Annotated in this window: 7 protein-coding genes; 2 read left to right on the top strand and 5 right to left on the bottom strand. The window is 75.0% G+C overall.

The features are described 5' to 3' along the window. Nucleotides 1-64: 64 nt before the first annotated feature. The 3 genes from AB0B14_RS20430 to AB0B14_RS20420 all read right to left on the bottom strand — a co-directional run bounded on the left by AB0B14_RS20430 (nt 65) and on the right by AB0B14_RS20420 (nt 4,152). Nucleotides 65-1,360: a DUF2314 domain-containing protein gene (locus AB0B14_RS20430; RefSeq protein ID WP_357074870.1), complete on the bottom strand. Its 1,296-nt coding sequence runs from the start codon at nt 1,358-1,360 to the stop codon at nt 65-67. Nucleotides 1,361-1,427: 67 nt separating this feature from the next. Next, nucleotides 1,428-2,201 (bottom strand): adenosylcobinamide-GDP ribazoletransferase, encoded by a 774-nt coding sequence (locus AB0B14_RS20425; RefSeq protein ID WP_357523517.1) that lies wholly within the window; start codon nt 2,199-2,201, stop codon nt 1,428-1,430. Continuing rightward, entirely contained in the window at nt 2,191-4,152 is a 1,962-nt protein-coding gene (locus tag AB0B14_RS20420) for a bifunctional adenosylcobinamide kinase/adenosylcobinamide-phosphate guanylyltransferase (protein WP_357523515.1), read from the bottom strand. Before AB0B14_RS20420 ends, AB0B14_RS20425 begins: the two co-directional genes overlap by 11 nt. Before the next feature lie 279 nt (nt 4,153-4,431). On the opposite strand from AB0B14_RS20420, the gene AB0B14_RS20415 reads away from it, so the two are divergent. Together AB0B14_RS20415 and AB0B14_RS20410 are read left to right on the top strand one after the other, a co-directional pair. Further along, nucleotides 4,432-4,632: a hypothetical protein gene (locus AB0B14_RS20415; protein WP_196918986.1), complete on the top strand. Its 201-nt coding sequence runs from the start codon at nt 4,432-4,434 to the stop codon at nt 4,630-4,632. Continuing rightward, nucleotides 4,632-5,429 carry a site-2 protease family protein gene (locus tag AB0B14_RS20410; RefSeq protein ID WP_357074860.1) on the top strand — a complete coding sequence of 266 codons (798 nt, stop codon included), beginning with the start codon at nt 4,632-4,634 and terminating at the stop codon, nt 5,427-5,429. The genes AB0B14_RS20415 and AB0B14_RS20410 overlap by 1 nt, the downstream gene beginning before the upstream one ends. A gap of 84 nt (nt 5,430-5,513) precedes the next feature. Here AB0B14_RS20410 and AB0B14_RS20405 read toward each other — a convergent pair whose 3' ends face one another. After that, nucleotides 5,514-6,512, bottom strand: a complete 999-nt coding sequence (locus tag AB0B14_RS20405; RefSeq protein ID WP_357074857.1) for an aldo/keto reductase family protein — start codon at nt 6,510-6,512, stop codon at nt 5,514-5,516. Between the two features lie 44 nt (nt 6,513-6,556). After that, nucleotides 6,557-11,383: a WG repeat-containing protein gene (locus AB0B14_RS20400; RefSeq protein ID WP_357523513.1), complete on the bottom strand. Its 4,827-nt coding sequence runs from the start codon at nt 11,381-11,383 to the stop codon at nt 6,557-6,559. Between the last annotated feature and the right edge of the window lie 185 nt (nt 11,384-11,568).

Genomic DNA, 11,568 nt, shown 5'->3' with positions numbered 1-11,568 from the left:
GGGTGGGGGTGGGGTGGGGGTGGGGGTGGGGGTGGGGGTGGGGGTGGGGGCAGTTGGGGTGGGGTTAGCGGGTGGGGGTGGGGGGTTCGCCGGAATCTAGGACTGCCTGGGTCCAGCCGCCTTCGATGACGCCTGTCGCGTCCAGGATGGCCCAGTCGACTACGTCTGCCGCCTCCACCACCACCGGGGCGCCGATGCGCACGCTCGGGTCGGTGTTGGCGTCGCTGGCGCTCACGCCGACGATCCGCTCCGGGGCCTCCCAGGTGGTGACGCCCGCCCAGACGTACTCCGGGCCGTCGTCGCCGGGCAGGCCGTACTTGACCACCAGCTGCGACTCCGCGGGCAGCCGGCCGGCGACGAACCGGGCCCGCGCGTCACCCAGCGCCGCCCGCGCGGTGGCGACCGCCCGGCTCATCGCGTCACCGGAGCGGGCGTAGCGCACGTCCGGCTGGATTCCGGAGAACAGGGTCGCGCAGGCGGCGGCGTAGTAGCGCCCGTCCGGGCCCGGGTGGCCGGCGGGTGGGCGCAGGCTCAGGAACGAGTCGGCCTCCGGATCGGTCGCCGGGTCCAGTTCCAGGCGCAGCAGCACCGGGGCCGTCGCGCCGTGTTGCTCCGGATTGCCGTACGCCACCGCGATGTCGTGCCCGGTGACCGTGGCCAGCACCGGCAGCTGCACGAACGCCGGCACCTCCTCGCCGGTGAGCCCGTCGGTCCAGTCCCGCAGCAGTCGACGGGCCGCCCCGGTCATCACCGCACCCCAGGCGCGGGTGAGGTGGTCGGGCACCCCCTGGGTCTGCAACTCGAGCAGCCCGAAGCGGCGCAGCCCCTTGGTGGTGAACCACAGCCCCTCCCTGTCGGACGAGTACGGCACCAGCACCCAGTCGACAAGTCGGACGCGGCCCTGCTCGTCGGGGAGCGAGCGCAGCGCGGTCGCCGGGTCGAGGAACTGCAGGCCGAAGACGTCCACCACGTCGCTGTCGACGGACTCCGCCACGGCGGCCGCGACCGCGCGGGCCGCCCACTCGTGCGCGGGCGGCCAACCGGGCCGGTATTCGGCCTGTACGACCACCAGGTGGCTCGCCGCGGCCAGCCGGGCCAACTGCTCCTCGGTGGCGCCGAACGCGGTGAGCAGGTCCGGCGGCAGCTCGGGAAAGTCGGCGATCGGCCGGGTGTCGACGCTCATCAGCGGGCTGTCCAGCATCTGGCGGGCCAGCCCGTGCACCGGCTCGGCCAGCCGGCCGGTCAGGGCCGCCACCGCGGTCTTCGCGCTGACCTTCGGCAGCCCCGCCATCGGCACCAGGTAGGTCGCGCTGAGCGACTCCGGCACCGGTACGGGCAGGAAGTCGTCCGTGATGAGCATGCTTGTTTCCCCCGGTGGCCGTGCCGGTGCTGTCGAGCCGAACGCTACCCGGCCCGCCGGGCCCGGTTCAGGCGGACAGCACGACACCCAGGTAGACCAGCGTGGTGACCACCTCGACGGTCGCGCCGAGCACGTCGCCGGTGATCCCGCCGAGCCGGCGTACCACGTGGGTCAGCAGCGCGAGTGCGACGGCGAGCGCGGTGGCGACGGCCAGCGGCCCCTGCCACGGGCGGCCCGGCACCGCGGGCACCGCCAGCAGTGCGACGGCGACCGCGCCGACGGCCACCGCCACCGGGCCGACCGTGCCGGCCACCAGCGCGCCGAGCCCGTCCGGTCGGGCCGCCGGCACTCCCCGCCGGCAGGCCACCGTGACCCCGAACCGCCCGGCAGCGGTCGCCGCGACCACCGCCGCGAGACACGCCAGCCCGGACCGCCCCACCAGGTCGGCGAGCGCCGCCGACTGCACCAGGAGTACGACCACCAGGGCGACCACCCCGAACGGGCCGACGTCCGGCTTCTTCATGATCTCCAGTGCGGCTGCCCCCCGCCGGTACGAGCCGAGCGCGTCCACGGTGTCGGCCAGCCCGTCCAGGTGCAGCCCGCGGGTGAGCAGTGCGGCCGCGCCGACCGTCACACCCGCGGCCACCAGTGGGGGAGCGAACGCGCTGGTCAGCAGCAGCACCCCGGCCAGCAGGACGCCGAGCAGCGCGCCGACCACGGGGGCGAGTGCCATCGCGGTGCCGGCGACCGGGCGGTCGATCCGCCCGGCCCGCACCGGCAGCGTGGTGAACGTGGTGACCGCCAGCCGGGTTCCCGCGAGGAACCGCGTCTCAGCCGGCACGCCAGCCCGACGCCGGCTGCTCGTCCGCCCCGGTGCTGGCCGGACCCGGGCCGGCCGGCTCCGGCTCGGCGTAGTCGGGCTCGGCGTAGGCCGACTCCGGTTCGTCGAGGACCGGGTCGGACTCCTCGTCGCCCCCGAGCGACGGGTGGACCGGCAGTGCGGCGGCCAGGGCGAGCACCGAGCGCAGCAGCGGGAGTGCGACAAGCGCGTTCGCGCCCTCGCCGAGATCCATCCGCAGGTCGAGCAGCGGGGTGAGGCCGAGCACGTCGGCGGCGAGCCGCACCGACGGGTGACCGCCGTGGTCGGCGAGCAGGCACCAGTGCCGGGCCTGCCCGGCCAGGTCGCGGCTGACCATGCCGGCGGCCACCCCGACCGGCCCGTCGAGCAGCACCGGCACTCGCCGGGCGGTGGCGCCGAGCAGCACGCCGGTGGCCACCGCCACGTCGCCACCGCCCAGCTCGGCCAGGATGTCCTTGGCGCCGCGCGGCGAGCGGTGGGTGCGGTGCAGCGCGTCGCGGACCGCCGCGCAGCGGATCATCCACGCCGCGTCGTCGATCTCGCCGGAGTCGGTGATCACCCGGCCCAGCACGGCGGGCGGTTCCGCGCCCGCGGTCGCGGCGAGCACCGCCGCGGCCGCCGCCTCGGTGCCGGCGCCGCACGCCCCCAGCACCAGCAGCTGTACGCCGGCGTCGGCGGCCTGCTCGGCGAGCCGCCAGCCGTAGCGCAGCGCCGACTCCACCTGATCGAGCGAGAGCGCCGGCTGGTCCTCCATCGGCGCGGCGGTGGGAGTGTCCACCACCTGCAGGCTGGCGCCACTCTCGGCGGCGAGTCGCGCCAACGCGCCCCGGCCGGCGCGGGCCTGCGCGGCCCGGCGCGCCGACTCACCGGCGACGGTGCCGGCCGACGCCCCGCCGGCGTGGTCGCCGTGCAGCAGCAACACCCGCACCGAGCCCCAGGCCTGGGGGGTGGGGGTGCCCTGGGTGGTGGCGGCGAAGCCGACCACCCGGTCCAGCACACCCAGCCCGGCGCCCGGTACGTCCAGCGTGGCCAGTCGGTCCACCGCCTGCGGGCCCGCGAACTCGTCGGGCATCGGCAGCTCCATGCCCGGCTGGATGACCAGCCCGGTGGCCACCATCGGTAGCGCCATGGTCGGGGCGGCCCAGGGGTTGCCGGGCTCCTGGGTCGGAACGACCGGCGGCGCGTGGGTCAGCACGTCGGGCAGCTGCACCTCGGGGGTGGGCTCGGCGTCGGCCAGGCTGCCGGGGGCGGCTGGCTCGTTCGCATTGCCGGCGGCGGTGGCGCCGCCGGGGGCGGTGGCGCTGCCCGGGGCGGCCGGGGTGGTGGCGCGGCCGGGGGCGGCTGGCTCGGTCGTGCTGCCGGGGGTGGCCGGGGTGGTCGTGCTGGCGGCCGGCTTGAGCCACACCGGCTGGCCGGCGACCACCAGGGCCACCGCGTCGCAGGCGTCGGCGACCGCGCGGTTGGCCGCGCCCAGCGCGTCGGTGAACGCCCGGCCCAGCGGGGTGGTCGGCACCAGTGACAGCCCCACCTCGGGGCTCACCAGCACCACCCGGGCCGAGCAGGTGCGGATCGCGTCGGCCAGCTCGTCGATCGTCGCCACGTCGTTGGCCGGCTGGTGCGCCGGGTCGAGCAGCACCGTCACCCAGCCGCCGAGGTCGTCGACGAGCAGCGTCTCGTTGGGCTCGGCGGACGCGAGCACGTCGGCCAGCCGGCGCGGGTCCTCGGTGGTCTCCTCGGTGGTCCAGCTGCCCGGCCGCCGGGCGCGGTGCGCCGCCAACCGGGTCGCCCACTCGGTGTCCTCCGGGTCGCCCTCGGGCGCGGTGGCGAGGTAGCGGACCACCGGCGCGTCGGTGACCAGGGACTCGGCGAACTCGGACTTGCCGGACCGGATCCCGCCGAGCACCAGGACCGTGTTCCACCCGTCTACGGACATGCCCGTACCTTAGTTCGCCTCGTCCGAGTCCGGGCACGTCGCCCCAGCCCTCCCGAAGATCCGCGTCCCGCCGCGCCGATCTTGCACTTTCGGTCGCCGAGATGCGTGGAATGCCTTCTATATCCCGGCAGAAAGTGCAAGATCGCGGAAGGGGCGGGTGGGCGGCTCGATTGATCTTGCGGGGTTCTGCGGGGTGAGCGCGCGGCTGTTGTGCTTTGGGCCGACTACGCTGGCGAGGGTTCGTCCCACGGGGACTTCAGCGGCGAGGGGAGACGCGGCATGGCGTGGAGCTGGCGGTACGAGGGCACGGACGGCCAGACGGTCGAAGGACCGGCGGAGTCGTTCAGCAGCCAGGCCGATGCCGAATCCTGGATCGGTCAGACCTGGCGGGAGCTCGCGGCGTCCGGCGTCACCTCGGTCGCGCTCGTCGAGGACGACCGGGTGGAGTACCGGATGAGCCTGCTGCCCACGGCCGAGTGATGGCCTACGACCGGCCGGGAGCCGACGGGCTGGTCCTCGGCGTACCCAAGGCGGCGTTTCGGCCCAGCCCGGTCTTCCTCGGCCTGGTCGCCCTCTTCGCGGTCAGCGGGGTGCTGGCGTGGAACGGTTACGGCAGCGTCCGGTTCAACGTGTTCCTGTTCGTGGTGTCCGGCTGGCTGGTCTCGCTCTGCCTGCACGAGTACGCCCACGCGGTGGTGGCCTACCGGGCCGGCGACCGGGACATCGCCCACCGCGGCTACCTGACGCTCAACCCGTTGAAGTACACCCACCCGCTGCTGTCGATCGTGCTGCCGGTGGCAGTGGTGCTGCTCGGCGGCATCGGCCTGCCCGGCGGGGCGGTCTGGGTGGACCGGCACGCCATCCCGGGCCGACTGCGGCACACACTTGTCAGCCTCGCCGGGCCGGCGACAAACGTGCTGTTCACGCTGGTGCTCGTGTTGGCGGTGCGGCTCGGCACCCAGTCGGGCGGGCCGGTGGAGTTCTGGGCGGGGGTGGCGCTGCTCGCCTTCCTGCAACTCACCGCGAGCGTGCTGAACCTGCTGCCGGTGCCCGGCCTGGACGGCGGCAACATGATCCAGCCGTGGCTCAACCCGCAGTGGCGCAAGATGTACGACCTGTTCGCCCCGTACGGCTTCCTGCTGCTCTTCGCACTGTTGTGGAACCCGCGCATCGGCGGCTGGTTCTTCGACGCGGTCTTCGCGATCGGTGACCTGCTCGGTCTGCCCTCGTGGCTCTACGCCACCGGCCTGGAGCTGATCCGCTTCTGGCAGGGCTGACCGCCCCGGCGAGGGGCAGGGCTGAGGTGACCGGACCCGGCCCGGTCGGCGCGAAACCCTCGCGCCGGCCGGGCCGGAACGGCGTCAGGGACGCTGCGCGGGGGACTCGGTCTTCGCCGGGTCCCGCTCGACGATCGGCTCGACGATGTCGTCGATCGCCTTGAGCAGGCCGGCGTCGAGCTTCACCCCGGCCGCCTTGACGTTGTCGTGCACCTGCTCGGGGCGGGACGCCCCGATGATCGCCGACGAGACGTTCGGGTTCTGTAGGACCCACGCCACGGCGAGCTGGGCCATGCTCAGCCCGGCCTGCTCGGCGAGGGGCTTGAGCTGCTGCACCCGGGTCAGCACGTCGTCGTTCATGAACCGGGAGATGAAGCCCGCGCCGGACTTCTCGTCGGTGGCGCGGGAACCGGCCGGCGGCGGCTGCCCCGGCAGGTACTTGCCGGAGAGCACGCCCTGCGCCATCGGCGACCAGACGATCTGTCCGATGCCCAGTTCCTCGCTGGCCGGTACGACCTCGGTCTCGATTACCCGCCAGAGCATCGAATACTGTGGTTGGTTGGAGACCAGCGGGACGTGCAGCTCCCGGGCGAGCGGGTGCGCGGCGCGCAGCTGCTCGGCGGTCCACTCGGAGACCCCGATGTAGTGCGCCTTGCCGGCGTGCACGACGTCGGCGAACGCCTCCATCGTCTCCTCCAGTGGCGTGCTGTAGTCGTACCGGTGGGCCTGGTAGAGGTCCACGTAGTCGGTACGCAGCCGGCGCAGCGAGCCGTTGATCGACTCCATGATGTGCTTGCGGGACAGGCCACGGTCGTTGCGGCCCGGTCCGGTCGGCCAGTAGACCTTGGTGAAGATCTCCAGGCCCTCCCGGCGTTCGTTCTCCAGCGCCCGGCCGAGCACGTCCTCGGCTCGGGTGCCGGCGTACACGTCGGCGGTGTCGAAGGTCGTGATCCCCGCGTCGAGTGCGGCCCGGACGCAGGCGAACGCGGCGTCCTCCTCGACCTGCGACCCGTGGGTGATCCAGTTGCCGTACGAGATCTCGCTGACCATCAGGCCGGAACGGCCCAGGTGTCGGAATTCCATGTACCGACCCTAGCTCTAGTGGATCACCGGTGGCGATCGGCGACTCAGAGCACCGGGTTGGCGTCGGTGAGTAGCCGGTCGATCTCCTCCAACACCTCGGCGCGATCGCGGTGCACCGGGTCGATGAGCGGCACACCCCGCCGGTCCAGTGCGCCCCACCGCCCGTTGCCGCTCTCGACCAGGAACGCCACCGGGTGGATGACCAGCATCGGGTGCGCCGGCGGGACCAGCACCGTGCCGGTGCGGTCCACCACACCGCGCCGGCCGGCCACGTCGACCACGGCGAGCCCCTCGTCGGTGAAACCGTCGACCTGCCGACCGTCGGCCAGCTCGGTGACGAACCCGTGGTAACGCGTGGGCACGACGATCCGGCCCGTCCGGTCGACCGCCCCCCACCCCTCGCGCCGCACCGCGGCCAGCCCGCGGCGGAACGGTCGTACCTCGGCGAAGTTGGGCGCCACCTGCACCGCGCCGGTCGCGTCGATGGCCGTCCAACCGCCCTCGCCGACCACCCAGGCCAGACCGTCGCTGAACGGGTGCGCGGCCCGGTAGGAGGGCGGGATCACCGTCGTACCGAGCAGGTTGATCAGCGACCACCGGTCGGTGTCCGGCCGGCGCACCCAGGCCAGCCCGTCGTGGAATGGTTGCGCCTCGGCGTACCGGGCCGGGATGACCACGTCGCCGTCCGGGCCGGTGTAACCCCACAGCGGCCCGTCCCGGTCCGGCACCGGGGGCCGGTCACGGTCGAGCACCTCGTCCCGACCCCGGCGGTACGGGCCGAAGCCGTCCGCCGTGGCCCGGACGGCGACCGCGTCGAGGGCCACCCGGATTCGGTCCAGCAGTTCGGCGTCGCCGGCGCCGCGCAGGTCGAGCGCCTGCTCGAAGTGCTGGCAGGCTTCCATGAGCCGTCCCTGGTCGTAACACGACCGTCCGGCGTGCTCGTGGAGTGCAGCCCGCAACCGGTCGGGTAGCTCGACCGAATTGGCCTGGGCGAAGAGCTGGTCGGCCTCGGCGAAGTCGCCGCGCCAGCGCAGGACGTGGGCCAGTCGCGCCTGGGCCAACGCGGTCCGACGCAGCTCGCCGGTGGCCTCGGCGTAGGTGAGGGCGAGCCGACCATCGGCCAGCGCGTCGTCCAGGTCGCCGAGGATCCGCGAGGTCACCGCGCGCAGGCTGAGCAGTCGGGCCCGGGCGCGGTTGTCGATCGCCGAGCCCAGCTTCTCGGTCAGCCGCCGCCGGATGGCCCGCAGGTCGTCCGGCTCCGTCAGCTCCTCACGCAAGGTGACCGGGTCCAACCGCCAGCGGTACGCCGCGAGGACCTGCTCCGGGTCGCCCGGGTCGGCCAGTGACGGGCCGATCGCCGCGGGCGCAGCGTCGCCGGGTGGTGCCGAGACGGGCGCGTTCTCCCCGCGCGAGCCGGTCCTCGGGCCGGGAACCGATGAGGCAGGCGGTCCGGAGACGGGTGGTGCGTAGGCCGCGTGTGTCGACGCGGGTGGTGCGGAGTCGGGCGGTGCCGGGGCGGCGGGCGGTCCGGAGGCGGGTGGTGCGTAGGCCGCCTGTGTCGACGCGGGTGAGGGGGACTCAGCCGACTCTGTCGACGCGGGTGGTGCGGACACGGGCATGGGGGCGATCGGTGGTGCGGGGACGGGCGGTGGCACCGAAGATGGCGGCGCGTACGCGGGCGGCGCATACGCGGGCGGCGCAGACACCGGTGTCGCGGAGACGGGTGCCCCGAAGGTCTGCTCCGCGGAGGCGGGCGGTGCGGAGACAGATCGCGTGGCGGCCGTAGGCGCGGGCGCTGGCGGTGCGGAGATGGGTGCGACGGGCGGCGTCAGGGTCGGCGGTGTGTGGTCGTCCCGGCCCGGGGCTCCCGGGATCCGTGCTCCCGAGCCTGGCGGTCCCGAGATCGGTGCATCGTTGTCATCAGACATTGCGGGCGGGGCCGGCAGTGCGACGTCGTCCGACCAGTCGTCGGCTCGCGAACCGTCCGTCAACCCGGTGGTGCTCGGGTCGCCCTCGGCATCGGACGGCGGGGCGTCGTCCGTCCGGTCGGGCGTAACGGCATCGGTGTCCCCGACCAGGCGAGCGGCGGCCGGTTGGTCGTCGACCTCGACTACGGCTTCGGGCTGGTGAGCCGGCGTCGCGGTGGAGGGGGCACCGGAGTCGGGCCGGTCATCGTTCTGCACCGATTCGGGCCCGACAGTTGCCTGCGCGTCGTCGAGCGGGTCGCCAGCCCAGGTGCCGGTGGTCGGGCGAGCGGGCGGCGCGGACACCGACCCAGGAGAGTCAGCCGCTGTCGACCTGCCTGCCTGCTCGTCGATCAGATCGCGACGCACGTCAGTGGTCGATGTCGACAGATCCCGATCCCCCGTGCCCGGTGCGGTGGACAGCTCGGGGTCGCCGGCGGTCGACTCACTCTCGGTCGACTCGGACCGCTGCGGGTCATTGTCGGTCGGCTCGGACCGCTCCGCGTCAAGGTCGGTCGGCCTGGACCGCTGCCGGTCATCATCGGTCGACTCGGACGGGCGCGGTTCGTTGTCGGCTGACTCGGACGGTTGCCGGTTCGGCGCGGGCTCGCTCGGATCGGGGTCGGCGGGCTGAGCGGGGCTGAACCACGCGTCCGGCCCGCGGGTACCCACAACCTCGTCCGGGTCCGAAACGGGGGCGACCGGCTCTTCCGAGGGCGGCGGCGGTACGTAGCGGCGCGGTGTGCCAGGGGCGAGCGGGAGTGCCACCTCGGCGGCCGGGGGTCCCGGCGCCGTCGGTGTCGGGGCGGGCGGGGTCGTCGCCGGGGCCGGGACCTGCCAGGTGGGCGGTGGCGCGACAGCCGGCCGCGCGACCGCCGGCGGAGACATCCGATCCGTGGGGTGCGGCCGGTCGGTGGGGTGCGGCCGGTCGGTGGGGTGCGAGCGGTCGGTGGGGTGCGGCCGGTCCGTGGGGTGCGGCCGGTCCGTGGGGTGCGGCCGGTCCGTGGCGTGCGGCGGCCTGCGGTGGTCGGTGGGAGAGCCGGTGCCCGACACGTCACCGAACTGGCGGCGGTCTGCGGTCGGCTCGCCGTCGCGCCGCTGGTCCGCGGTGTTCGGGCCGGGGTAACGCGGCGGTGGGGTGGGGCGCACCCCGGCAGTCGGTGCCGGTTCGGCCGGTGTCCGGCGCGCAGGCGGCAGTGGGACGTCCGAGCGCTCGTCGGAGGTGGGCGGGTCCACCGGCGCGGGCAGGTACTCCAGCCGAAGGCTTGCGGCGGGTGGACCCGAGACGGGCACCTCGGAGGCTGGGGAGACCGGGGCAGCCGACACCGGTCGGTCCCGGCCGGGTGCGGCGGGGGAGACGGGCGATGGCGGCATCGTTCGCTCCGGCGGAACCGGCACGACCCGGCTGGACGGCGACGGAGCCGTCGCCGCTGGGCGTACCGGGCGCTCGTCGTAGCGCGACGGGGTGACCGCCGGTCGCTCGGGCCGGGCGTCCGGTCGCGCCGGGGTACCCGACTCGGGGGTGCGGTGCGGGTCGCTGCGGTGGCCCGGCTCCCGGGTGCGGTCCGGGCGCAACGGACCCGGCGGCGGCCAGGGCAGGCTGCCGTCCGGCCGTTGACTCGACTGCGGCCGAGGCTCGCGGTAGGCGTCGTCGTGCGCCCGTTCGTCGCGGTACGCGTGCTCGCGCGGCCGTTCGTCGCGGTAGGCGTTGTCGTGCGCCCGTTCGTCGCGGTACGCGTGCTCGCGCGGCCGTTCCTCGCGGTACGCGTTGTCGTGCGCCCGTTCGTCGCGGTACGCGTGCTCGCGGTGGCCGTCCGGGCGGGCTTCCTCACGCGGGCGCCGGTCCGGGTACGCCTCGGCGCGGGCCGCGGTCTCGCGGGGCTGCTGCCGGTGCGGGTCGCTGTCGGCTCGACGCCGATCGTCGTCGCGGCGGGGATGATCGGGCAGCTCCGGCTCGGGGCGGTGCCGTCGACCGCCGTTGGGTGGCGGTGGTGCGCCGGCTCCCTCGTCGGCGTGGTAGCGCCGATCCGGGCGGCGGGCCTCGTCGGCGGCGCGGTCCGGGTGCCCGTCGGCGCGGTATCGCGGGCGGCCGTCCACGGCTGCCCACTCGTCGGCCCCGTCGGCGACCCGGTCCTCGGCCGGCCGGCCGTCGCGGTCCCGGGTGGGTCGTCCGCCGTACCCGTCGCCGGGGTGGCGTTCGTAACCGGCGGCCGGTCGCTCGTGCGTGCCGCGCCGACGCGGCGAATCGTCCGGCTCCGGCACCCAACCGGAGTCGGACCGGGGGGCGGGGGAGACCGGTGGCGTGCCCGGGTGGCCCCGGTCCCGCTCGGCGGGCTCGGGCCGCTGGCGGCGGCTGTCGTACCGCTCGGAGGAGGGCTGGTCCGGGTGCCAGGCGGCCTCCCGCGCCGGGCCTCGCTCGTCGCTGGGCCGTCGGTCGGACCAGGCGGTACGCCGGTCCGACTCGGGGTGGCGACGATCGTCGCGTCGGGGCGGTTCGGGGAGTGGCCGGCGGTACGGTTCATGGTCGTAGGTGCGGGGGGCGGTGCCGTCGTTCCGGCCGTAGGCGGACGTGTCGGCCGAGCGGGCGTCGCTCCGGGGTCGGCCGTAGCTCGGTGTCTCGCCCGGCTCGTCGTCCACCCAGGACCGGCCGTGGACCGCCGACTCCTCCGGTGGTTCGTCGGCCCAGGACCGGCCGAGGTAGGTGCCGTCCGGGCGGGTGGGCGCGAGCGACGGCACCTCGGCTCGGCCGCTCACCGTCGCGCGGCCGCGCGGTGGCGGCTGGTGCACCGCGCCGATGTCGCCGGGATAGCGCTGGCCGGGGAACTGGGGGTGCCACTCGGTGGTCGGCTCGACCACCCAGGACGGCTCGTTCGGGTCTGACCACCGGTCGGGGTAGCGGCCGCTCATCGGCCGAGCCTGTCGCCGTGCCCGGCCGCCCGGCCGGTTCCCGCCGGAGGCGAGCCAACCGCAACCGCAACCGGGTGCTCGCCGGGCGTCCGGTCGCCGCCTGCCACGCCCCGGTGGCCGGCTCGCGTCCGCTCGCTCACGGCGTTGTCACCTCGTTGCAAATTGTCGTGCGGGGGCCTCGCGTG

Source organism: Micromonospora sp. NPDC049171 (assembly GCF_040648275.1).
Lineage (GTDB): Bacteria > Actinomycetota > Actinomycetes > Mycobacteriales > Micromonosporaceae > Micromonospora.
This window is presented reverse-complemented; position numbering and strand designations above follow the sequence as displayed.

Excerpts from the sequence above, each read along its gene's own strand:
- AB0B14_RS20430 (WP_357074870.1), bottom strand. The coding sequence starts at position 1,360 with ATGCTCATCACGGACGACTTCCTGCCCGTACCGGTGCCGGAGTCGCTC.
- AB0B14_RS20420 (WP_357523515.1), bottom strand. The coding sequence starts at position 4,152 with ATGTCCGTAGACGGGTGGAACACGGTCCTGGTGCTCGGCGGGATCCGG.
- AB0B14_RS20415 (WP_196918986.1), top strand. The coding sequence starts at position 4,432 with ATGGCGTGGAGCTGGCGGTACGAGGGCACGGACGGCCAGACGGTCGAA.
- AB0B14_RS20410 (WP_357074860.1), top strand. The coding sequence starts at position 4,632 with ATGGCCTACGACCGGCCGGGAGCCGACGGGCTGGTCCTCGGCGTACCC.
- AB0B14_RS20405 (WP_357074857.1), bottom strand. The coding sequence starts at position 6,512 with ATGGAATTCCGACACCTGGGCCGTTCCGGCCTGATGGTCAGCGAGATC.
- AB0B14_RS20400 (WP_357523513.1), bottom strand. The coding sequence starts at position 11,383 with ATGAGCGGCCGCTACCCCGACCGGTGGTCAGACCCGAACGAGCCGTCC.